Origin of the sequence: Nitratireductor sp. (assembly GCF_017794765.1) — a bacterium.
Taxonomy (GTDB): domain Bacteria; phylum Pseudomonadota; class Alphaproteobacteria; order Rhizobiales; family Rhizobiaceae; genus Nitratireductor.
Genome location: NZ_CP051236.1, coordinates 2,546,995 through 2,569,635 on the forward strand (window position 1 = coordinate 2,546,995; position 22,641 = coordinate 2,569,635).

The 22,641-nt window shown below is 58.9% G+C and carries 23 protein-coding genes and 1 tRNA gene; 20 read left to right on the forward strand and 4 right to left on the reverse strand.

What is annotated here, in order from left to right:
- Positions 1 to 62: 62 nt before the first annotated feature.
- The 6 genes from HF949_RS12045 to hflX all read left to right on the forward strand — a co-directional run bounded on the left by HF949_RS12045 (position 63) and on the right by hflX (position 8,002).
- Complete coding sequence (locus HF949_RS12045) at positions 63 to 2,315, forward strand: sensor histidine kinase NtrY-like (RefSeq protein ID WP_292895587.1); 2,253 nt, start codon at positions 63 to 65, stop codon at positions 2,313 to 2,315.
- 3 nt (positions 2,316 to 2,318) lie between these two features.
- Complete coding sequence (gene ntrX / locus HF949_RS12050) at positions 2,319 to 3,680, forward strand: nitrogen assimilation response regulator NtrX (protein ID WP_292895589.1); 1,362 nt, start codon at positions 2,319 to 2,321, stop codon at positions 3,678 to 3,680.
- 208 nt (positions 3,681 to 3,888) lie between these two features.
- The gene (gene trkA / locus HF949_RS12055; RefSeq protein ID WP_223020646.1) at positions 3,889 to 5,265 is read left to right on the forward strand and encodes a Trk system potassium transporter TrkA; all 1,377 of its coding nucleotides are present in this window, start codon (positions 3,889 to 3,891) and stop codon (positions 5,263 to 5,265) included.
- A gap of 96 nt (positions 5,266 to 5,361) precedes the next feature.
- A complete protein-coding gene (locus HF949_RS12060) occupies positions 5,362 to 6,228 on the forward strand; it encodes a D-amino-acid transaminase (protein ID WP_292895593.1) in 867 nt (288 codons plus the stop codon).
- 148 nt (positions 6,229 to 6,376) lie between these two features.
- Positions 6,377 to 6,625 carry an RNA chaperone Hfq gene (gene hfq / locus HF949_RS12065; RefSeq protein ID WP_007007454.1) on the forward strand — a complete coding sequence of 83 codons (249 nt, stop codon included), beginning with the start codon at positions 6,377 to 6,379 and terminating at the stop codon, positions 6,623 to 6,625.
- Positions 6,626 to 8,002, forward strand: a complete 1,377-nt coding sequence (gene hflX / locus HF949_RS12070) for a GTPase HflX (protein WP_292895599.1) — start codon at positions 6,626 to 6,628, stop codon at positions 8,000 to 8,002.
- A 44-nt stretch (positions 8,003 to 8,046) separates the two neighbouring features.
- Here hflX and mazG read toward each other — a convergent pair whose 3' ends face one another.
- Both mazG and HF949_RS12080 read right to left on the reverse strand, forming a co-directional pair.
- A complete protein-coding gene (mazG, locus tag HF949_RS12075) occupies positions 8,047 to 8,868 on the reverse strand; it encodes a nucleoside triphosphate pyrophosphohydrolase (RefSeq protein WP_292895601.1) in 822 nt (273 codons plus the stop codon).
- A gap of 118 nt (positions 8,869 to 8,986) precedes the next feature.
- On the reverse strand, positions 8,987 to 10,033 hold the full coding sequence (locus HF949_RS12080) for a dipeptidase (RefSeq protein WP_292895603.1): 1,047 nt from the start codon (positions 10,031 to 10,033) through the stop codon (positions 8,987 to 8,989).
- 619 nt (positions 10,034 to 10,652) lie between these two features.
- On the opposite strand from HF949_RS12080, the gene HF949_RS12085 reads away from it, so the two are divergent.
- Positions 10,653 to 10,916 (forward strand): hypothetical protein, encoded by a 264-nt coding sequence (locus tag HF949_RS12085; RefSeq protein WP_292895605.1) that lies wholly within the window; start codon positions 10,653 to 10,655, stop codon positions 10,914 to 10,916.
- Between the two features lie 297 nt (positions 10,917 to 11,213).
- A complete protein-coding gene (locus HF949_RS12090; RefSeq protein WP_404933077.1) occupies positions 11,214 to 11,474 on the forward strand; it encodes a DUF1488 domain-containing protein in 261 nt (86 codons plus the stop codon).
- 13 nt (positions 11,475 to 11,487) lie between these two features.
- On the opposite strand, the gene HF949_RS12095 is transcribed toward HF949_RS12090, so the two are convergent.
- Both HF949_RS12095 and HF949_RS12100 read right to left on the reverse strand, forming a co-directional pair.
- A complete protein-coding gene (locus HF949_RS12095; RefSeq protein ID WP_292895607.1) occupies positions 11,488 to 11,826 on the reverse strand; it encodes a hypothetical protein in 339 nt (112 codons plus the stop codon).
- A gap of 437 nt (positions 11,827 to 12,263) precedes the next feature.
- Positions 12,264 to 12,446: a hypothetical protein gene (locus HF949_RS12100; protein ID WP_292895609.1), complete on the reverse strand. Its 183-nt coding sequence runs from the start codon at positions 12,444 to 12,446 to the stop codon at positions 12,264 to 12,266.
- A 482-nt stretch (positions 12,447 to 12,928) separates the two neighbouring features.
- Here HF949_RS12100 and HF949_RS12105 point away from each other — a divergent pair, with 482 nt between their 5' ends.
- The 12 genes from HF949_RS12105 to HF949_RS12160 all read left to right on the forward strand — a co-directional run bounded on the left by HF949_RS12105 (position 12,929) and on the right by HF949_RS12160 (position 22,576).
- The gene (locus HF949_RS12105) at positions 12,929 to 13,135 is read left to right on the forward strand and encodes a cold-shock protein (RefSeq protein ID WP_292895611.1); all 207 of its coding nucleotides are present in this window, start codon (positions 12,929 to 12,931) and stop codon (positions 13,133 to 13,135) included.
- A 282-nt stretch (positions 13,136 to 13,417) separates the two neighbouring features.
- A tRNA-Ser gene (locus tag HF949_RS12110) sits at positions 13,418 to 13,507 on the forward strand.
- Between the two features lie 91 nt (positions 13,508 to 13,598).
- Positions 13,599 to 13,802 carry a hypothetical protein gene (locus HF949_RS12115; RefSeq protein WP_292895613.1) on the forward strand — a complete coding sequence of 68 codons (204 nt, stop codon included), beginning with the start codon at positions 13,599 to 13,601 and terminating at the stop codon, positions 13,800 to 13,802.
- Between the two features lie 227 nt (positions 13,803 to 14,029).
- Positions 14,030 to 14,755, forward strand: a complete 726-nt coding sequence (locus tag HF949_RS12120) for a FadR/GntR family transcriptional regulator (protein WP_292895615.1) — start codon at positions 14,030 to 14,032, stop codon at positions 14,753 to 14,755.
- 45 nt (positions 14,756 to 14,800) lie between these two features.
- Positions 14,801 to 15,763, forward strand: a complete 963-nt coding sequence (locus HF949_RS12125) for a Bug family tripartite tricarboxylate transporter substrate binding protein (RefSeq protein ID WP_292895617.1) — start codon at positions 14,801 to 14,803, stop codon at positions 15,761 to 15,763.
- 23 nt (positions 15,764 to 15,786) lie between these two features.
- Positions 15,787 to 16,254 (forward strand): tripartite tricarboxylate transporter TctB family protein, encoded by a 468-nt coding sequence (locus tag HF949_RS12130; RefSeq protein ID WP_292895619.1) that lies wholly within the window; start codon positions 15,787 to 15,789, stop codon positions 16,252 to 16,254.
- A complete protein-coding gene (locus HF949_RS12135) occupies positions 16,254 to 17,762 on the forward strand; it encodes a tripartite tricarboxylate transporter permease (protein WP_292895621.1) in 1,509 nt (502 codons plus the stop codon). The genes HF949_RS12130 and HF949_RS12135 overlap by 1 nt, the downstream gene beginning before the upstream one ends.
- A gap of 4 nt (positions 17,763 to 17,766) precedes the next feature.
- Entirely contained in the window at positions 17,767 to 18,471 is a 705-nt protein-coding gene (locus HF949_RS12140; RefSeq protein ID WP_292895623.1) for an SDR family NAD(P)-dependent oxidoreductase, read from the forward strand.
- A gap of 14 nt (positions 18,472 to 18,485) precedes the next feature.
- Positions 18,486 to 19,181, forward strand: coding sequence for an RraA family protein (locus HF949_RS12145; RefSeq protein WP_292895625.1), 696 nt, complete (start codon positions 18,486 to 18,488; stop codon positions 19,179 to 19,181).
- Positions 19,182 to 19,225: 44 nt separating this feature from the next.
- On the forward strand, positions 19,226 to 19,720 hold the full coding sequence (locus HF949_RS12150) for a 2,4'-dihydroxyacetophenone dioxygenase family protein (RefSeq protein WP_292895627.1): 495 nt from the start codon (positions 19,226 to 19,228) through the stop codon (positions 19,718 to 19,720).
- 354 nt (positions 19,721 to 20,074) lie between these two features.
- A complete protein-coding gene (locus HF949_RS12155) occupies positions 20,075 to 21,316 on the forward strand; it encodes a septal ring lytic transglycosylase RlpA family protein (RefSeq protein ID WP_292895629.1) in 1,242 nt (413 codons plus the stop codon).
- A gap of 156 nt (positions 21,317 to 21,472) precedes the next feature.
- Positions 21,473 to 22,576 carry a D-alanyl-D-alanine carboxypeptidase family protein gene (locus tag HF949_RS12160; protein WP_292895631.1) on the forward strand — a complete coding sequence of 368 codons (1,104 nt, stop codon included), beginning with the start codon at positions 21,473 to 21,475 and terminating at the stop codon, positions 22,574 to 22,576.
- The last annotated feature ends 65 nt before the right edge of the window (positions 22,577 to 22,641 follow it).

Consider the following 22,641-nt stretch of genomic DNA (forward strand, 5'->3'; position numbering starts at 1 on the left):
CGGGTGACAGTCGTTGCATATGTGCAACATTCGGGCGGTGCTGGAGAGCAGAAGCGGGAGTTATGGTAAGCTTGTCTGAAAGTTCGCCGACGCAGCCTTTTGTTGCGGCTTCGCCTGTGCGGCGTGGGCGTTCGGCCACGTTTTATGTCGGCGTCGCGGCAGCACTCGGTGCACTTCTGACGGCCGCAGTCTCTTTCACGGTGCTTCTGGGGCTGACGCCTTTTACACCGGATGAGCAGACAACGCTTCTCCTAATCACGGTGAATTTCGCCTTCATCATGCTTTTGTTCGGGCTGATCGTCCTCGAGGGCCTGCGCATCTACAAATCGCGGAAAGGCCAGAGGGCGGCGTCTCGCCTGCACGTGCGCATCATCGCGATGTTCTCTCTGGTGGCGGCGATACCCGCGATCCTTGTGGCGGTAATCGCCTCGGTCACGCTTGAACTCGGCCTTGACCGATGGTTCGAACTCCGCACGAAGGTAATCGTCTATTCCTCGCTCTCGATCGCCGATGCCTATGTGCAGCAGAATGCGCGAAGCCTGCAGGGCACGACGGAGAGCATGGGTGTTCGGCTTGATCAGGCGCGCACGCTGTACAATCTCGACCGATATGGCTTCCGCGATTTCATGACGCGCCAAGCCATGCTCCGCGGGCTGGCGGATGCCGAACTGGTCCGCGAAGACGGTTCTGTGATCATGAGCGCGCAGATGGTGGAAGATATTCCGCTGCCGCGTCCCGGAAGCAAGGCGATGGAAATCGCCAACAGCTCCCAGATCGCCTTCAATGAAATTGGCGGGACCAATCTGGTGACTGCTGTCTACAAACTTCAGGATATCCCCGACGCCTATCTTTATACCGGCGCGCTGCTGGATCCCGAGGTCTTGAAAGCACGACAGATCGTACGCACCAACACGGATGAGTACCGTTCTCTCGAAGGAAATCGCGGCAACACACAAATCGCTTTTGCGCTGTTGTATCTCGTCGTGACACTGGCGATCGTCCTTGCAGCGATCTGGACAGGCATCGCTGTTGCGGACCGCCTGGTGCGTCCGATACGCCAGTTGATTGGCGCGGCAGGAGCGGTGTCCACCGGTGATCTCGACGTCACCGTTCCCGTACGATCCTCCGACGGCGATGTCGGTCTCCTCGGCGACACGTTCAACAAGATGACGCAACAGCTCAAATCGCAGCGCGATCAGCTCATCGCCGCCAAGGACGTGATTGACGAGCGGCGCCGCTTCACCGAGGCGGTGCTGTCCGGCGTCAGTGCGGGCGTTATCGGTGTGGAGGCGGACGGTTCGGTTGCCATGGTCAACCGCTCCGCCGAGGCTATGCTCGACATTTCTGCGCACGAAGCGGTGAACAGGAATCTCTCGGCTGTTCTGCCGCATCTCGGGCGCGTGTTCGAGACCGGGCGCAAGACGGGCCGACCCGTCTACCGCGAACAGGCTACTTTCTTTCGGGGGGGATCGGAACGTACCTTCAACATCCAGATCACGACGGAAGAGGGTGTCAACGAGGACGATGAGCATTCCTACGTGGTAACGGTCGACGACATCACTGATTTGATGCAGGCACAACGATCAATGGCCTGGGCGGATGTCGCACGGCGCATTGCTCATGAGATCAAAAACCCGCTGACTCCGATCCAGTTGTCTGCCGAGCGCATCCGCCGCAGGTTCGGGAAGGTAATCGAACAGGACAGGGAGATCTTCGATCAGTGTACCGATACGATCATCCGGCAAGTCGGTGATATCGGACGAATGGTCGATGAGTTCTCGGCTTTTGCGCGGATGCCAAAGCCGGACATCCAGCACCTCGATCTGAGGGAACCGCTGCGCGAGGCTTCATTTCTGGTGGAGGTCGCCCGCAACGAGATCAGCTTTGAACGACATATCTCGGAGACCCCGCTAATGGGGCGTTTCGACGCTCGTTTGATGGGCCAGGCCTTCGGGAACGTGATCAAGAACGCCGCAGAGGCGATCGACGCCGCCGAACGAAACAATGGTCAGCCGGGTGCGATCCGTATCAATGCGGGCATGAACGGCCGCTTTATCCAGGTTGAAGTGATCGACAATGGCAAGGGATTGCCGCGGGAAAACCGCCAGCGTCTGCTCGAACCCTATATGACCACGCGCGAAAAGGGGACGGGCCTTGGCCTGGCCATCGTGAAAAAGATCATCGAGGATCACGGGGGGCGGCTGGAACTGCACGACGCACCGGCTGATTTCCATGACGGCATCGGCGCGATGATCCGCATCATACTTCCCGCCGCCGGAGACGCCGGTGGCACCGCTGAGACGACAAGAAGGTAGAAAATGGCTTCCGACATTCTGATCGTAGACGACGAGGAAGACATCCGTGAACTCGTTGCCGGCATTCTGAGCGACGAAGGCCATGAGACGCGAACCGCTCACGACAGCGACAGTGCGCTCGCCTCGATCTCGGAACGGGTTCCACGCCTCATCCTGCTCGATATCTGGCTACAGGGATCCAAGCTGGACGGACTGGCGCTGCTCGACAAGATCAAGGAACTGCACCCCCACGTTCCTGTTGTCATGATTTCCGGTCACGGCACAATCGAAACCGCGGTTTCGGCGATCAAGCGCGGTGCCTATGATTTCATCGAGAAACCGTTCAAGACCGACCGGATGATCCTGATCTGCGAGCGGGCACTGGAGATTTCCAAGCTCAAGCGCGAGATGAGCGATCTGAAGAAGCGGAGCGGCGCCTCATACGATCTCGTTGGCGAGTCCGCGGCACTAAACCATTTGCGCCAGACGATCGAGCGTGTCGCCCCCTCCAACAGCCGGATCATGCTGACAGGACCGTCCGGCTCAGGCAAGGAACTGGTCGCCAGGGCAATCCATGCCGCCTCACCACGCAGCAATGGACCATTCGTGACGCTGAACGCCGCAGCCATTACGCCTGAGCGTATGGAGATCGAGTTGTTCGGCACCGAATCCGACGGTGGCGAGAGAAAGGTGGGAGCCCTTGAGGAAGCTCACGGCGGCGTCCTCTATCTCGATGAAGTGGCTGACATGCCGCTCGGCACGCAGAGCAAGATCCTGCGTGTTCTCGTGGACCAGCAGTTCGAGCGCGTTGGTGGCACACGACGGGTGAGGGTGGACGTACGCATCATCTCATCCACGGCGCAGAATATTGAATCCCTGATCGCCGAGGGCCGCTTCCGCGAAGATCTGTTCCACCGTCTCGCCGTGGTGCCGGTGGTTGTGCCGCCCCTGGCGGATCGACGCGAGGACATCCCCCTGCTTGTCGATCATTTCATGCAGCAGATCGGTGAGCAGGCGGGCATCAAGCCGCGTCCGCTGGGCAATGATGCGATGGCCGTTCTCCAGGCGCACAACTGGCCGGGCAATGTCCGCCAGCTACGCAACAATATCGAGCGGCTGATGATCCTGACGCGGGGTGACGGGCCGGACACACCGATCACCGCAGACCTGTTGCCAGCAGAAATCGGCGATGTCATGCCGCGTCTGCCGACGCAGTCGGACCAGCACATCATGGCCCTGCCATTGCGCGAGGCACGCGAACTCTTCGAGAAGGAGTATCTGCTTGCCCAGATCAACCGCTTTGGCGGAAACATTTCGCGCACGGCAGAATTCGTGGGCATGGAACGCTCTGCGCTTCATCGCAAACTGAAATCTCTGGGCGTTTAGACCCTGCCTTATCCAGGTGTTTTCATGTCACTGGAAAAGCGCTAGTGGTTTGTTCGCGCCCTTTGCCTCCGTCCGGAACGAGCCCGGAGGGAAAGGGCGAAGATCAGAACCGCCGCCGGATACCCCACAATTCCGGCGGGGCCTCTCAGGTTTTAGCAGGAGCCTTGCAGACCCGTCATTCGGTCATTGTTGAGGCAGGGAACAGGCGATGAAAGTCATTATTTGCGGCGCGGGGCAGGTCGGTTTCGGTATCGCGGAACGGTTGGCGGCAGAGCAGAACGACGTGTCCGTGATCGATACATCGCCGGAGTTGATTCGCGCCGTTCGCGATACGCTCGACGTGCGTGGCTTTGTCGGCCATGGCGCACATCCCGACGTGCTCGCCTCTGCCGGCGCAAGCGAAGCCGACATGATCATCGCCGTGACCCTGTTCGACGAGGTGAACATGGTCGCCTGCCAGGTCGCGCATTCGCTTTTCAATGTGCCGACCAAAATCGCGCGCATTCGCTCGCAGTCATATCTGCAATCGCACTATATGGACCTGTTCTCGCGCGATCATCTGCCCATCGACGTGATCATCTCGCCGGAAGTGGAAGTTGGCGAAATGGTGATGCGCCGCATCGCACTGCCCGGTGCGACAGATGTGGTGAGCTTCGCCGACGACAAGGTATCGATGGTAGCGATCGAATGCCTCGAGGAATGTCCGGTCATCAACACGCCGCTGGCACAGCTGACGGAACTCTTCCCCGACTTGCCATCGACCGTGGTGGGCGTCTCACGCGAGGGCAAGCTGTTCATCCCGCATTCGGGCGATCAGCTCATTGCCGGTGATCTGGCCTATGTGGTGACAACCAAGGATCAGGTGCGACGCACGCTTGGTCTCTTTGGGCATGAGGAGCGCGAGGCGACGCGCATCGTCATCGCCGGTGGCGGCAACATCGGCCTCTATGTCTCGCGCGCCATGGAAAAGAAACAGAGCCGCACCAAGGTCAAGGTGATCGAGAACACGCGCGAACGCGCAGTTGCGCTGGCCGACAAGCTGCGTCGCACCGTTGTTCTGCATGGAAGCGCACTTGACCAAAAGCTGCTTCTGGAAGCCGATATTCAGCATGCCGACCTGATGGTGGCGCTGACCAATGACGATCAGGTCAACATCCTGTCGAGCGTGATTGCCAAGCGTCTCGGGTGCCGCTCCAATCTGGTTCTGATCAACAATCCGACCTATCACGATTTTGCCAAAACGCTGGGGATTGACGCGCATGTGAACCCGCGCTCCGTGACAATATCCAAGGTTCTTCAGCATGTCAGACGCGGCCGCATTCGCGCCGTCCACAACATTCAGCGTGGCGCAGCCGAGGTCATCGAGGCCGAGGCCCTGGAAACATCGCCGCTTGTCGGTCCGCCGCTCAGCGAGGTGGAGTTCCCCGATGGAATGCGCATCGGCGCGGTCTATCGCGACGGTGCGGTGATCAAGCCGAGCGGGTCTCTGAAGATCAAGCCGAAGGACCGGGTGGTGATCTTTGCACTCGAAAGTGCGGTCCGTCAGGTTGAACAGATGTTCCGTGTCAGCCTGGAGTTCTTCTGAGCTGCTTGAAAAAGCTCCCGCAGAGCGGCAAAACAAACCATTCTTTTTTGCGGCGACGATTCCAGCCGGCAGATTTCATCAGACGGAGAGTGTGACATGCCACGCATTGCTTATGTGAACGGGCGTTATGCGAATCACGGTGACGCGATGGTTCACGTGGAAGATCGTGGTTATCAGCTCGCTGACGGCGTCTACGAGGTGTGCGAGATTTCCCGTGGTTTCATCATCGACATGAAGGGGCATCTTGACCGGCTCGACCGTTCGCTGCGTGAGCTTCGCATGGACTGGCCAGTCGAGCGCAAGGCGCTGGAATTCATCATGCGCGAAGTTATCCGCCGCAACCATGTGCGCAATGGCATGGTCTATCTGCAGGTGACGCGCGGCGTGGCCCCGCGTGACCACGCTTTCCCCACCACGCCGGTTCGCTCCGCCCTGGTGGTGACGGCAAAGCGCATGGATCCGAACGCCGCGGCAAAGAAGGCCGAAAAGGGCATGACGGTCATCACCGTGCCGGAAAACCGCTGGGAACGCGTGGATATCAAGACCATCGGTCTTTTGCCGAACGTTCTGGCACGCCAGGCCGCGGTCGATGCCGGTGCGCAGGAAGCGTGGTTTGTGGATCCGGACGGAACGGTCAAGGAAGGCGCATCGACCAATGCATGGATCGTTACCAGGGACGGACATCTGGTGACCCGTCCGGCCGATTTCGGCATTTTGCGCGGAATAACCAGGGCCACCGTGATGAAGGTCGCCGACGATCTCGGGCTCAGGGTCGAGGAGCGTGCTTTTTCAGTCGAAGAAGCGCAGAACGCCCGCGAAGCGTTTGTGACGAGTGCCACGAGCGTCGTGATGCCGGTGGTCAACATCGATGGGAAACCGGTGGCCAACGGACATCCCGGCAGTGTCGCCCGCTCCCTGCGGGACGCGTTTTTTGCGATTGCGGAAAAAAGTCCTAGCTGTTAACCAACGCGCATGATGATGCGGCTCGGTGCAACCGATGAACATAGGCATCAATTGATCATGCAGTCCCTGTCACAGACTTTCTTGACAGGAGCGTGTCATATTTGCGCTACTGGCTGCCCTGAGGCAGCGAATGGGTGAAAGACCAAAAATGGCGGAACGAACTCAAAACCTGCAGGACCTGTTCCTGAATACCGTTCGCAAGAGCAAGAACCCTCTGACGATCTTCCTCATCAACGGTGTCAAACTGACAGGCATTGTTACTTCATTTGATAATTTCTGCGTGCTCCTGCGCCGCGACGGACATTCGCAGCTTGTCTACAAGCATGCGATCTCGACGATCATGCCGAGCCAGCCCGTTCAGCTTTACGACGCCGAGGAAAGCAATCGGGACTCCTGATTGACCGAAAAACGCAAGCCAGACGAAGCAGCGCGCGACGGCGATCGGTCGACTTTTGGTCCCGACTCCACGCGAGCCGCCGTCATCACGCCTGTCCTCCCGTCGGAGCGCCGTGCCACCGAGAGTGGTGCGGCTTCTTCGCGCGCGTCTGAAGCACGCCATGAAGAGGCGATCGGTCTTACGGAAGCGATCGACCTCGATGTGGTTTTTGCCGAGATCGTGAGTGTGCACACACCTCGGCCTGCGACATTGCTCGGCACGGGCAAACTGGAAGAGATCGCTGCGCGGGTGGAAGAGCAGGCGGTGGAAGTGGTGATCATCGATCATCCACTCACACCGGTCCAGCAGCGCAACCTCGAAAAGGCGCTCAAGGCCAAGGTTTTGGACAGAACGGGGCTGATCCTGGAGATTTTCGGGCGCCGCGCGCGTACCAAGGAAGGACGGCTTCAGGTCGATCTGGCCCATCTGGAATATCAACGCGGCCGCCTGGTCCGCAGCTGGACCCACCTGGAGCGGCAGCGCGGCGGCGGCGGCTTCATGGGTGGTCCGGGTGAGACACAGATCGAAGCGGACAGACGCCAGCTCCAGGAGCGCATCATGCGCCTGAAGAAGGATCTGGAACAGGTCCGGCGCACGCGCGATCTGCATCGTGCAAAACGAAGGAAGGTACCGTTCCCCATCGTTGCCATCGTCGGCTACACCAATGCTGGCAAGTCGACGCTGTTCAACCGGCTCACCGGGGCAAGCGTGATGGCAGAAGACATGCTCTTTGCCACGCTGGATCCTACCCTTCGCCGGGTACAGCTTCCTCACGGCACGACGGTTATTCTTTCGGACACGGTCGGCTTCATCTCCGATCTGCCGACCCATCTTGTCGCTGCGTTCCGCGCAACGCTGGAAGAGGTGATCGAAGCGGATCTGATCGTACATCTCCGGGATATCGCTGATCCCGATACGGCAGCTCAGGCTATGGATGTCGAGGCCATTCTCGGCGACCTGGGTGTGGACGCCGCGGACCGGACACGCGTTCTGGAGGTCTGGAACAAGATTGACAGGCTTGATCCGGAACGACGCCGGGCCCTGTTGGAGGGTATGCGCGCCGACGACGCCCCGCTGGCAATCTCCGCGATCACGGGAGAGGGCATTCCCGATCTCCTGGCGTTGATCGAGGAGCATATTTCCGGACAGATTGTCTTGACCTCGATCGATCTTGCACCGGAACGGATGTCACTCCTGGACTGGGTCTATCGCAATGGTGACGTCGTCGAGCGCACGAACAATGACGATGGAAGCATCTCACTGAAAGTACGGATGACGGAAGCGGCAAAGCAGGACATGCAGGAGCAGCTTTCCGGAAACAAGCCCTCCCGGCATTAGATGCGTCAACGCGTGGTAGCCCTGGTGCTTTAACGGCAGCCCCTTCAGCGGGCTGCAGTCTTAGCGCGCTGCCAAAGCGTTTCCATTTCCTGCAGCTCCGCCTCCTCCAGTGAACGCCCGGCATTTTTGAGTTCACTTTCCACAAAGTCGAAGCGCTTGCGGAACTTGTCATTTGTGTGGGCGAGGGCGGCTTCCGCATCATAACCCAGATGGCGTCCCAGATTGACCACGGCAAACAGAAGATCACCATACTCCTCTGCCGCGTGAGCGTCATCCTGCTCCTTCAGGGCTTCACGCAGCTCACCGATCTCCTCCTCGATCTTGTCGAGGACCGGACCGTTCTCGCCCCAGTCAAAACCGACGCGGGCGGCGCGTTGTTGAAGTTTGTGAGCACGCATAAGGGCGGGCAGGGCACGTGGGACATCATCCAGATAGGCCGCAGACTCCTCAGGGTTGCCATTCTGCAAACGCCGCGCAACACGCTCGGCCTTTTCCTGTGCCTTGATCTCATTCCACATGCCTTTCGCCATCCCGCGGCTCCGCGCCTCGGCATCACCGAACACGTGGGGGTGACGACGGATCATCTTGCGGGTGATCGCCTCGACCACATCCCCGAAATCGAAATGACCTTCTTCCTCTGCCATGCGTGCGTGGAATACGACCTGCAACAGAAGGTCCCCCAGTTCCTCGCGCAGGTCGTCTAGATCATTGCGTTCGATCGCGTCAGCGACCTCGTAGGCCTCCTCGATCGTGTAGGGTGCGATGGAAGCGAAGTCCTGCTCCACGTCCCACGGACAACCGGTCTGTGGGGTGCGAAGTGCTTTCATGATTTCGAGGAGTCTTGCGATATCCCTTGAGGGCTGCATCTTGTGTTCCCGTATTCTGAGCATTCCGTTTATCGTTGACACGCGAAAACGCTCCGACTGACTGTTGTTGCGCATTCGGCATGAAAAATTGACGTCCATCCCCTGGAATTGCCCCGCCTCATCCGATCGTGCGTTCGAGCACGCGCAGCCAGTTGCGCCAGGCGATTTTCTCGATCAACTCCTCTCCATAGCCATGCACGCGCATGGCCTCGATCAGTTTCGGCAGGCCGGTAACGTCTCCGATTGACCGCGGCACGAGTGCGCCATCGAAATCGGATCCGAGCGCCACACCCCCTTCACCAAGTGCCTCAAGCATCGCGTCAAGGTGCTTGAGGAGAATGTCGAGACCCGTATTGGCGTTGGTGTCTCCGTCGGGCCGCAGAAAGCTGACAGAGAAATTGAGACCTGCCAGACCACCTGTCTCACGGATCGCGGACATCTGCCAATCCGTCAGATTGCGGGACTGGGGACAGATGGCATGAACGTTCGAATGGCTGGCGACAAGCGGCGCATCGCTGATCGCCTGAACGTCACGAAACCCCTTTTCGTTGAGATGGGAGAGATCGACCAGAATGCCAAGCCGATTGCACTTGCGCACAAGCGCCTTGCCGGCCTCGCTTAAACTCTCGCCGATGTCAGGAGAGGAGGGAAAGCGGAACGGAACGCCATGACCGAAAATGTTGGAACGGCTCCAAACCGGTCCGAGCGAACGCAAACCGGCAGCATAGAGAACGTCTATCAGGTCAAGATCGGGCCCCACCGCTTCCGCGCCTTCGATATGGAATACGGCGGCCAAAGTGTCCGAGGCCATCGCCTGACGAATTGAACTCGCATTGCGGCATATGGCCAGGCGGCCCTCAGATGCACGTTCAAGACGCTGCAGCAATGCAGCCATGGCGAGCGTAGAGGTCAGCGCATCCGACTGCCCAAGCTGAGGAAAGGTTACATCCTGCGGACGTTTTCCGTTCACTTTCATGTTTGAAAGCGGCGGTGGAAAAATCGCGAAGAGCCCGCCCGCCAGACCTCCCTTTCGGGCTCGCGGAAGATCCACGTGCCCGCCATCCATTCCCTGCAGGAAAAGTTGTTCGGCATCCCGCCGTCCGCTCTGATAAAGTCTCAGAAGCGCGTCATTGTGACCGTCGAAAACGGGAGTCATGTCTGCCATGAAAAAGCTGCCTGTTGGCGCGCGTGCGCCGGTGAGTCTGCACCTCATTTTTAAGCATGCCCGGCATGGGAAGCAAATCGCTGGCTCTTCTCCCTGGAGGGGCCTGCAACCAAGGCCCCGGCATCACTCGCGCCATCCTGAATGAAACGAGCTGCCGGCAAGCCGGGGTTGCTCGCAAAAGCGCCAGACCGCGACCGGTGAAATGGTCGAGCGTTTGGAAGCCCGGAATTGACATTCGGTCAACCACGCAGGCCTTGTTGTGTGCTGTCTCATTTAATCGTTTTGCTTCAGAGCACTGGTGGTGCTTTTTTGTTGCCAGCCAATTCTTCAGGCGCTCCCGCCGGATTTTTTGGTCAACCCGACTGGAAAGCTCCCCGACTGGAGCTGCATACCAGGCGAAAGGGCGCCTCATTTCGAACTCAATGCAGGTAGACCATCAACATCAGGCGCTGCTGACGCCGCAGGTTGTTTTACGCTGCCTTCCAGTTACAAAGTCGGCCAGCGGCCCGGGAAACGCTCTGCAGGCGAATGGCTATCTCGCCCAAATCAGAAAACTCCTGGATTACGTCACGAAAGAACGGTCGAGCAGGAAGGCGCTCCTCCCGTAGGGAATGCAGCCATGCTTACACGCACAATCAGGTACACAGTTCGGTTTCAGGGGAGTTTTCTTCTGGGTGGCTTCGATCAGCAATTGCCGGCTGGCGAATATCAGGTTGAACGAGACGAAGAGATTATAGAGGGGTTGTCCTGGCTCGCTTGGCGAGGTGTATCGACCTTTATTCACCTGCCGGCTGTCGGCACGGAAACCCTCAAAAGCCAGATGAAGCAGATCGACCCCAGAGAACTCGAAGATGCGCTCGATAGAGATCGGAAACTGTCATGACACGCAGACCCGAAACAAGGTCTCCGCCGGACGACCTTGATACCTGGGAGAACGAGGGCGGGAAGATTGCCCCCGAAAGGCCCGACGCTGCTTTTGTTCGCAGGGTTGAAGCGGACCATGCCGGCATCGTCGGCAAGCTTTTCCAAGGTGCGGCGACAGCCAGAAAATTTCGCGCTGGTCTGGAGCGCCATAAGAACGTGAGCTGGCTTCCATCTCTAAAAAGCTGCTGATCGCGCGGTTTCATTCGGGCAATGGCTGGCATGGGTATGGCTCACACCTCTCGCAACGAAAGATGGAATGATGGTGCTGGATTTTCCAAACAAGGCCAGAAGCTATGACAGAAACAGACGATGCGTCCGCTTCCTCGGGTATGATGGATTGTTTGAAGTATCTTTTTTTGTTCAGGCCAACGCACTCGTCTCGACAGAGAACGGGATAAACGAGGGTGAACTTCTACAGGTCTTTGATGGCGCTCGTGGGACTGTCTACGATGCTGCCAGAAAGGTTTACGCACGCGGTCGCCAAGCGGCATACCTGGTCACCGCGAAGGACTTCTGAACCACGTGGTGGGTCAATGTCGGATTGTTTTCCCGCTCAGCATTTTCAGCGCAGCGGCGCCAAGGGAACGCGGACTGCGCCACACCGACGTCCTCATCGACTTCCCGGTAAGACCGACTGGTCTCTTCTGTCGTTGATTGTTCCGGATCATGAGGTCTGTTGCGACGATGCGCGACAGGCCAATCGCAGGAACTTCTGCCTGCAGGGCAGGGACGCCGGTGAAGACGTGATAGACTGTCCAGGTGCCGTCGACCTCGATACGCCGCCCGTATTGAGTGGTCTCTACCTCTTGGGAACCGGCCGGAGTTAGCCGTGGCAGACAATTTTGTTCAATGCCCGGATCAACATGCATCTCGGATATCCTGTTGCGCGAGAGACTGAAGCGCCGGCGCGCCACGTGGCACCGCCGTCTGATCCTGAGTTTACCAAGTAATGCTGATCAGAACGATGTATGCGAACCATGCACAAATCGAGATCATGATGCCGATGGCAACGAACCACGCCGTCTCTGATAGGATAAGGTGAATTGTTTTCATGAATTACGATGCGCCTGTTTCGCGCAAAAGTCGAGCTACAAGATTTTTTTCTTGCCATCCGGCAAGAAAAGGCCCATACGGTTCCAATCAGATGCTGGTCTGGTGCGGAACGTCCTGCAAGATGTGCGGTGAGGTTCTCCGGTGAACGGCTCTGGATTTGACCTGCAAGACTGTGTGGTGACCATGAAGGTACCGGCACCCGCGTAAGTCTCAGGAACGAAGGGAAGCGGGCTCTGGCCCGCTTTTTTGTTGCCTAGCGTGCACTGTCCTTGATCGCCGCGAGCTCAGCGGCAATCCGTGCCCGCTTCAGGCGCTCGGTTTTCTCACGACGCTCCGTGTCTTCATGCTGCAGGATTTTCCTGGCATTGGTGTTCGTCTCTTCAGCCCGCCGTTCCGATATCGATTGCCTGGCAGGGAGGGCCGAGACGGATTTCATTTTTCGCTTTTCCGGGCGCCGTAGGCCTGCTGTTCCTTCCGGCGGCGCTTCAGGTAGCCGGGAAGGGGGACCGTCACGTTGACCACTCTCCGGTAATCGGTTCCCATTGGCATCAAATCGCTGGCGCGCCGCGCTCATCCATTTATCGCGGAGATCCCAACTCTCGTCGGCCCAACTGCGTCCATTGCTGTCAGTGTAGAGCTTGCGGGCCAGATTTTCGAGATCAGAAGTCATTGACCAGCATAGGCACTGTCAGCCGATAATTGCCAACCATTTCTTTCGTAATCCGGCTGAGAACGAGTGGGCCTTGAATAAGCCATACTCCGGGCACAATCTCGCCTGATCGTTATTAGGGCCTGGCTTGGCTTCGGGCGGCGTCAACCAAACTCGACCCGCCATTCTCGTTCCTGAAATCGATATTTGTTGCGTCCTGCTGATTGCGGGGCGTGTTCTTCTGGTCGAGATTATAAAGGATCGCCACCATGCCAACGGGCAAAGTAAAATTCTTCAATGGTCAAAAAGGCTTTGGTTTCATCGAGCGCGACGATGGTGAGAGCGACGTATTCGTTCACATCAGCGCACTGGACCGGGCTGGACTGGGAGGCCTGGTTGAAGGTCAGTCCCTGACGTTTGATCTTGAGCAGGACAATCGCGGACGCGCGTCTGCTGCAAATCTGCAGGTAAACTGATCGCTTCTGCGATTTGGGGGAGGCCCGGTTGGCGAATTGCTTTCCGGGCCTTCGCACAACGCTCCAGAGCCTGGCCCGCCGTCGTAAGCCTGAGGCACAGTCGCCCAGTCATTATGGCACCTCATCCTGCGGACGCAGCCCTGATGCATCGTAACAGGTTGACGCCGCAATACGAGGCGCGGTAAAGGCGAAGCCGTAAAAGGCATTCGGTAGCAAAGTGATCGCATCGCTCTGACCAGGCGATACTGCTGTTCCAAAAAAAAGCTAACGAAATCAATGCCCGGAGGGATGGCCGAGCGGTTGAAGGCACCGGTCTTGAAAACCGGCAGGCGGGTGACCGTCTCGTGGGTTCGAATCCCACTCCCTCCGCCATTATCCTTTGCCGGGATTTCTCATATCTATCAGATAATTTAACAACATCATGCCTTTAAGGTAATGTCGCCTTACCGAAATCGAGGATGTGGTGGCGGTCAAGATGGCGCCGTTCAACCGTTATCGGACGCTCGACGCGGTGCGCGCGGTGATCGACGCGCGAGCGGAAAATCGTATTGCACTCTACACCGGCAATGACGATCGCATCGTCTCCGATTTGATGACGAAGTTCGCATTTAAGCGCGACAACGCTCCCGCACATTGGCTTTGCGCAATCTCGGCTTCATGCCTGTAGAATTCGCACAACGCGCCCGAGCCGGCTCCCGCAGCAGCAAACAAACGTCGCGCTGAGGGCGATCATCCTAACAGATTTGCCCGCACCTGCCGGGCCCCAAAACCTCGCCTCCCGCAACATTCTCCCCGGGAGATGGCAGCCATCAAGCCACGGCTACCCATAAGCCCCCTTGACAGAATTTGAGATTCAAGGCTCATTGATCCTACCAATGACGGCAGGGAGGAGCCATGACGTCGCGGGTTGGGTCGCAATGGAGGTCGGGAGCCTTCATCACGGCAGAGGCCATCGGTCAGGCAATTGTTGAGGGAGAGTTTTCGGAGGGGCAACGTCTGCCGCTGGAGGCCGAACTCGCATCACGCTTTGCGGTTTCTCGAAATACGCTTCGAGAGGCAATGAAGCTGCTTGCGGCCAAATCGATGGTGGCCATTGCGCCGCGCCGGGGAACCGTGGTTCTACCGCGGGCAGAATGGAATGTGCTTGATCCCGATGTGATCGACTGGTTCGGCGCACTGTTTCGCGCCGACTCCGATTTCATGGAGGAACTTGTCCAGACACGCCAGACGATCGAGCCGGCGGCAGCCTTCGAGGCAGCCCGTTCAGCAGCTCCGAACCAGGTCGAAGCGATCGCCGCGGCCTATCGTGACATGGAAGAGCAACGCGGCAGCGGCAGCACCGCAGAACAGGTCAGGGTCGACGTCGCTTTCCATCTTGCTGTGGCAGATGCAGCGAACAATCGCTTCATTCAGTCCATCATTCGCTCGATCATCCACGCGGTGCGCGCCAATTTCGAGGCGCTCATCGAACAGCCGGGAAATTTCGAGGGCAATCTCAAGAACCACCGGCTCGTCTACGAAGCCATCGCCGCACACGACCCGGATCAGGCTCGCTCCGCCATGGAGCGGCTGCTCGAGCAGAGCCTGTCCGACACGAAGGAGCTTTTCGGTTCAGCGTGAACCGACAATCGGCATTGAGGAATGCCAATCAACGGAGGAGAAGCAATGAAATACGCAACCTTAACGACGCTGCTTGCAGCGACCGTGGCCTTCGCCGGCCCGGCGTTTGCAGAATACCCGGAGCGTCCCATTACGCTAGTTGTTCCGTGGTCCGCCGGCGGCGGCACCGATGCCGTCGGGCGCATGCTCGCCAAAGGCCTGCAGGATGTACTCGGCACACCGGTCAACGTGGTCAACCGCACCGGGGCCGGCGGTATTGTGGGACATACGGCGATGATCGACGCCGATCCGGACGGTTACACGCTTGGGCTCGCTACTGCGGAACTGACCACCTATGCCGCGATCGGCACGTCTGAAGCGTCCCCGGCCGATGTGACACCGATTGCCCTGGTCAACTTCGACGCGTCCGCCTTCAACGTACGCGCCGATAGCGAGTGGGAAGATGCAGGCCAGGCGCTCGAGGCTATCAAAGCCAATCCGGGCAAGTTCAAAGCTTCCGGTTTCCCCGTTGGCGCTGCATATCATCTGGCATTCGCCGGTTTCCTGAATGACAACGGCGTCGACCCGACCGCTTTGACCGTTGTGCCCAGCCAGGGCGCTGCTCCCGGCTTTCAGGAACTGGTTTCGGGAGGCGTGGCTGTCGTTCCTTCCTCCCTGCCGGAAGCAGCATCCATGCGCGATGCGGGTCTTGTGAAGACGCTCGCCGTCCTGGCGGATGAGCGCCTTGCTTCCTACCCCGATGTACCAACCGCCAAGGAAGCCGTGGGCACCGCCTCGGTTGGTGGCACCTGGCGCGGTGTTGTCGGGCCAAAGGGACTCGACGCAGACATCGCCGGCAAGGTCGAGGCAGCGCTCGACAAGGTCTATCAGAGCGCAGAGTTTCAGGAGTTCATGAGCAGCCGCGGTTTCGGCGTGCGGTGGCTCCCTGCAGATGAGTTCGGCACCTTCATGGAGAATGCCTCCAAGAGCAACGCCGAAGTCATCGAGAAGCTTGGCCTGAAGCAGTAACCTTAAATGGGGAGGCCTGGATCATGCGTATGAACGACGCCGTGACGGGAGGCGTTTTCGTCCTCCTGTCGGCACTCATTCTATTTGCCGCTCGCGGCTTCCCCACTTTGCCGGACCAACCCTACGGGCCCGGCACGTTTCCCACCATTATTGCGGCTGTGATGATGGTGTGCGGACTTGCGCTGATCTGGAGCGGCGTTCGCAGCCACGCGCCGCTTCTTGTCGTGGCTGACTGGATGCGCGGTTCGGCCACATTTCATCGCATGGCCTGGGTCCCGGGTTTTGTGATCGCCTATACATATCTCAGCAAGCCGATCGGGTTTCCGCTTCTGGTGCCGGTGCTGCTTGGCGCATTCCTGACCGTCACGACGGGGAGGCCACTGCGTGCGGCCATCATCGCCTTGCTCGGCACCGCCGCTCTCTGGCTGCTGTTTGCCTATCTCCTGCGTGTGCCGCTGCCGCTCGGCCTTCTGACCGAGGTGATCTACTGATGGATGCCGTTCTGACAGCCTTTGGCGAGGTCCTTCAGCCGCAGGTCTTCTTCATCATCGTGGCCGCCTCCGCCTACGGTCTGATGATCGGCTCGATCCCCGGGCTGACCGCGACCATGGGCACCGCACTGCTCGTCCCGATCACTTTTTTTCTCGATCCGATCCCTGCCATCGGCGCCATTGTCGCAGCCACAACGATGGCGATTTTTGCCGGCGATATTCCCGGCGCGCTCCTGCGAATACCCGGCACACCCGCGTCAGCGGCCTATACGGATGAATCCTATCGCATGCGCGAGAAAGGGCAGGTAGAGCTGGCGCTGGGCGTGAACATGCTGTGCTCCACCATTGGCGGCCTTGTCGGTGTTGCCGTCCTCATTCTCGCGGCACCGCAGATTGCGGCGGTTTCGCTCGGCTTTTCGAGCTACGAGTATTTCTGGCTGGCTCTGCTTGGACTGTCCTGCGCCATATTCGTTTCCAGCAGCTCACCGGTCAAAGGCGTTCTCTCGCTGTGCATCGGCCTGATGCTGTCCACGATTGGCATCGATGTGGTGATGGGTGTCAAGCGCTTCACGTTCGGCGATACCGAACTGATCGGCGGCGTGTCCATCATCCCTGTTCTTATCGGCATGTTCGCCATCACCGAGATCCTGCGCAAGGTCGCGCGCCCCTCGCGCTTGCCTGCGCCGCCGCCAGTACGACTTGGCGCCATGGTGTCGGGTGTTGGCAGCACCATCTGGCGTTTCAAGGGCGGGGTCGTGCGTTCTTCCTTGCTCGGCAGCGTCATAGGCGCCCTGCCCGGAGCAGGCGCCGACATCGCAGCGTGGATTGCCTACGCGCTTTCCAAAAAATTCTCCCGTTCTCCCGAAAAGTTCGGCACCGGCTATCCCGAGGGCATTGTCAGCGCGTCAAGCGCCAACAACGCAGCACTGTCAGGGGCCTATGTACCAAGCCTTGTCTTCGGCATTCCCGGCGACACGATCACCGCGATCCTGATCGGCGTCCTCCTGATGAAGGGCATCACGCCCGGACCGATGGTTTTCGTAATGGACACCGGGTTGGTGAACGCCATTTTCGCGGTTTTCATCATTGCGAACCTGCTTATGCTGCCGCTCGGTCTGGCGGCAGTTTACGGCTCGCGCCGTCTGCTCAGCATCCCACAGGACGTTCTCTTTCCAATCATCCTTCTGTTTTGTGTCATCGGTGCCTTTGCCGCCAACAACACGCTTTTTGATGTGTGGGTCATGCTGGTTGTCGGCCTCATCGCCTTTGTTCTGGAGGAGAATGATTTTCCGCTGGCACCCATGATCCTGGCGCTGATCCTCGGACAATTGGTCGAGGAAAACTTCATGAAGTCGATCATCAAGGCGGACGGACAGCTGACGGAGTTTTTTGCGCGCCCCATCGGCGGAACGCTGGGCGTGCTGACACTGGCGATCTGGGCGCTGCTGATCGGTATGTCGCTTTACAGGGCAACCCGTGCGCGCCGTGCTGAAACAACTGGAGAGTGAACACATGACGAGAACTGTTGTCGTGGTCGGTGGATCAAGTGGCATCGGCTGCGCCATCGCCGCAGGATTCTCAGGCGAGGAGGGCACACGTGTTGTTGCCACGGGCCACGAAGACGGCGTATTCGCCAGCCTGCCGGAGAATGTCGAGCGGGCAGTGCTCGATGTGCGGGATGCCGACGCAGTTGCCGCATTCTTCTCCGGCTTCGGGCGCCTTGATGTACTGATCAATTGCGCCGGGATCATCCGGCGCAACGGAGCGGAGTTCCGCCAAAAGGATTTCGCAGATGTGCTGGACATCAACCTCAACGGCACGCAGCGCTGTTGCGAGGCTGCCCATAAAGCGCTCAAGGCCGCCGGTGGCTGCATCATCAACACCGCATCCATGCTCACCTATTTTGGCAGCGCCACCTCACCGGCCTACGCCGCGTCCAAGGGTGGTGTGGCGCAGCTCACCAAGTCGCTGGCCATTGCCTGGGCAGCCGACGGCATCCGCGTCAACGCAATCGCCCCAGGCTGGATCGCCACCGACCTGACGCGGGCGCTGACTGAAGACGCAGCACGCAGCGAACAGATTCTGTCGCGCACACCCATGAAACGCTGGGGCAGGCCGGATGATCTGGCTGGCCCCGCCCGTTTTCTCGCATCTCCCGAAGCTGCCTTCGTCACCGGCGTCATCCTGCCTGTCGATGGTGGCTATTCGGCCTCTTGAAGAAGGATCCCCTGATGAACAAAACCTACGCCAACGACACGGAAATGTTCGCGCTGATGCGCGAGCGGCTTTTTACCGCTGTGCTCGGCGACATTCTCGATGAGATGGGCCTGCAAAACCAGTTCCTTCCGGCTGGCATCGCACCGCTGAAGCAGAAAATGGTCATGGTCGGTCGCGCCATGCCGGTTCTCGAAGCCGACGTGTTCGGAAAAGGGGGAGACGAGGCACGCGGTCCGCTCGCTCACAAGCCCTTTGGACTCATGCTTGAGGCACTGGACGATCTCAAGCAGGGAGAGGTCTATGTCGCCACTGGTGCATCACTGCGTTACGCGCTTTGGGGCGAGCTCATGGCGACAAGGGCCGGCTTCCTGAAAGCGGCCGGCGCCGTGCTCGACGGTTACGTGCGTGATGCCGACGGCATCGAAGCGCTCGGCTTCCCGACGTTTTGCCGTGGCGTTTATGCGCAGGATCAGGGTCCGCGCGGCAAGGTCATCGATTTCCGTTCGCCGGTTCAGATCGAGGGCATCAGGGTGGAGCCCGGCGCGCTTGTCTTCGGCGACCGCGAGGGTGTCCTCATCATCCCGCGCGATGCCGAGGACGAGGTGGTGCGCCGCTCGCTCGAAAAGGCCGAGACGGAAAACCGGGTCGGGAACGCGATCCGCGAAGGCATGCCCGCCGTCGAGGCGTTCGAAACGTTTGGCGTCATGTAAGCGAGGTAGTGACAGAAATGGCTCAGAGCGAAGACGAAAAGAGAATGCCATATCAACTGCCCATGCCACCGGAGGCGGGTAGTGACATCGTGGTTCCCAGCGTCATTCCGGAAGACGACCGGGTGTGGGTTCCGCAGGCCGAGCAGGTATGGTTTCGGCCGCTTTGCCTCAATGCTTCGCAGGGTTACTGGGTGAACCTTCTGAAGGTGCGCAAGGCGGGTGTTCTGGCCCGCCACCGCCATCCCAACCCTGTGCACGGCTATGTGATCAAGGGACGATGGCACTATCTCGAGCATGACTGGGTGGCCGAAGAGGGAGGCTATGTCTATGAGCCGCCGGGCGAAACCCATACGCTCGTTGTGCCCGAGGACGTCGAAGAGATGATCACGCTCTTTCAGGTGAACGGGGTGATGTATTACGTCGATCCCTGGGGCAGACATGAGGGGTTCGAGGACGTTTTCACGAAGATCGAAATGTGTCGTAAACACTATGAAAAGGTAGGATTGGGAAGCGATTTCGTCGATCAGTTCATCCGTTAGAAAGCGAAATGAAGCTTTTGATATTGCTTGATTAATTGAATCTGATGCCTGTTCGACTGGCTCGCTCGCAGAGCCTTTCGGCAGGCAACGCCCCTCGTGGGCGGGCTCGCCAGGTGTCGTGTCTGTCGCTACCGTAAACCTCATCCATGAAATGTCGCCACAGACCGCAATTTTGACGAATTGCCCCTTTGCTGCCACAAATGATTAACAGCTTGCTAAGGTATTTCGGGTCAGGGTGCGGAGGGCATCCTGTACTGTTGAAGACTGGAACGCCGTGATTCCGGTTATTTTTGATGAGTGGGGATATCTCGCGACCATGAACGAGATTTCGATGCCTGGGGGAGATGCGGGCGCATGAGTTTTCCGATTGCCGCGCGCCGCATATCAAGCCGACGCTTATCATCCGGCATTGCCATGGCTGCTTGTGCAGTGTTGCTTTCCGCATGCAACTCCACAACGCCGAAGGTTGCGGTCAGCAAAAGCAAATCCAAAGAATACTTCGCAGAATCCGAATATGGCGTGAAAGCCAGTCCGCGTATTTCCACAAAATCCTCCAATCTGCGCCGGGGCGGGGGGCGATATCAGGTCGGAAAGCCCTACCAAATCAAGGGAAAGTGGTACCATCCCAAGGAAGATCCCGACTATGAGAAGGTCGGTGCAGCTTCCTGGTATGGTGACGCGTTTCATGGCCGGCTGACAGCCAATGGCGAAATCTATGACATGACGCATCTGACAGCCGCGCATCCAACGATGCCGCTGCCCAGCTATGCGCGCGTAACCAATATGAACAACGGCAGTTCGGTTCTCGTGCGAGTGAACGACCGCGGGCCTTTCGCGCACAACCGGATCATCGATCTGTCTAAACGTGCCGCACAACTTCTCGATTACCAGAGCGCCGGCGTGGCTCAGGTTAAGGTCGAGTATGTGGGTCCCGCTCCGCTGGAAGGCCGTGACGACGAATATCTGATGGCATCCTACAGGCCAGGCGGCGTCGCGCCCGATCCTTCCGATGGTCTGGCCACCGGTGTGATGGTGGCCATGAATGGTCCCACACCGACAGCGACACTTCCAGGCGTGAGGGCCGCCGATGCCTTTGCCAGCCAGCCCGGCCTGACACCACCCACACCGATTGCGGCATCATCAGCGTTTGAATTGCCTAGTTCGGGGCCGATCGTGCCGGATCGTCCGCGCACGGCGCCGCTCGAGGCGGTTCCGCAGGATGTGGCGGCACTTTCCTATGCAGACCAGCGTGTCAGCGCTGCAGCAGGCGCCTTTGACAGCGTCCTGAAAGACAATGCGCTGCGTTCACAAGACGTCACACGCTGGTGGCGGCAGAAAAACGTAACGCTTCAATCCGAGCTTCCCAAGGATGCCGGCACGTTTGTGAGCGTGGGTGTCTGGAGGGAGCGGGCAGAAGCCGAGCTGCGGGCACGGGAACTGGCAGCCTACGGCAAGACGCAGATTGAAACCGTATACGATGAAGCAGATGAAGTGCATTACGCGTTGAAAGTCACCCCCAGTGGGCAGTCGCTTGTGGACACGCTTCTGCAGGCAGCCTGGGCGAGCGGCGCGGATGACGCATTCATCGTGCGATAGCCACGATACAGACCGCCGCCGGCGGTTGATTTTAAGGCTCTCATACCGCTAGTTTCAGGAGCTATTCCTGCGCTAGGGGGCGTTGTCTTGTTTGCCGCGTATAAAAGAACACTTGTTTTTGCCTGCTGCCTTCTGCTGCTGGGAAGCCAGGCAGTTATGGCCCAGCTTTTCGAAACCCGTGCAGCACAGGCTTATCTGGTCGAGGCAGAGACCGGAACGGTGCTTTTCTCGAAGAATCCCGACGAGCGCATACCGCCTGCCTCACTAGCTAAACTGATGACGATGGAAGTCGTCTTCAACGCCATCAAGAGCGGGCGGCTTTCGCTGAGCGACGAATTTTATGTCAGTGAGCATGCCTGGCGGACCGGCGGAGCGGTGTCCGGCACCTCCACCATGTTCGCTGAAATCAAGTCCTCCGTGCCGCTCGAAGCGTTGATCCAGGGCGTGATTGTCCAGTCTGCCAACGACGGTTGCATCATCATCGCCGAGGGAATGGCCGGTTCGGAAGAGAACTTCGCCCAGTTGATGACCGAGCGGGCGAGAAAGATCGGCTTGAGAGACTCGGTCTTTGTGAATGCGACGGGCCTGCCCGCCGAAGGGCAGTATGTCACGATGCGGGACCTGGTTACGCTGGCGATGCATCTGCAGCGGGAGTATCCGGAGTTCTACAAATACTATTCTCAGGAATCCTTCACCTGGAACAAGATTCTGCAACGCAACCGCAATCCGCTTCTGCGCATGGATATCGGGGCCGAAGGTCTCAAGACCGGGTTCACGGAAGCGTCCGGCTATGCAATCGTTGGTGCGGTGAACCGGAACGGGCGCCGCTTGTTTGCCGCCATGAGCGGACTTTCAAGCGAAAGCGAACGGGCGGAGGAAGCCCGCAAGCTGCTGGATTGGGGCATTCGTGCCTTTGAAAAGATCGAGCTTTTCAAAGCCGGCGAAACAATTGGCCGGGTTTCGGTTTTCGGAGGTGACAAGCCCGAGCTGGCCGTGCGAGCCGAGGGGCCGATCGCCATTTTTCGCCCCATCACCAATGCAGACCGCTTGCGTGCGCGCATCGTTTATCAGGGCCCGATCCCGGCTCCCGTGGAAGAGGGCGACCGGGTTGGTACGCTCAAGGTCTGGATCGGCGATACGCTGAGCCAGGAGACGCCTCTCTATGCGGCAGAACGTGTCGGAAAAGGAGGGCTTCCAGACCGGGCGCTTGACGCTGTGGGTGAATTGTTGATCGGCTGGCTACGCAAATACCGCTCCTGACAGGGGCTCGGTTCAAACAGCCGTTTACACAACGCATATCAGCATGGACCTTCACCAGACGAAGG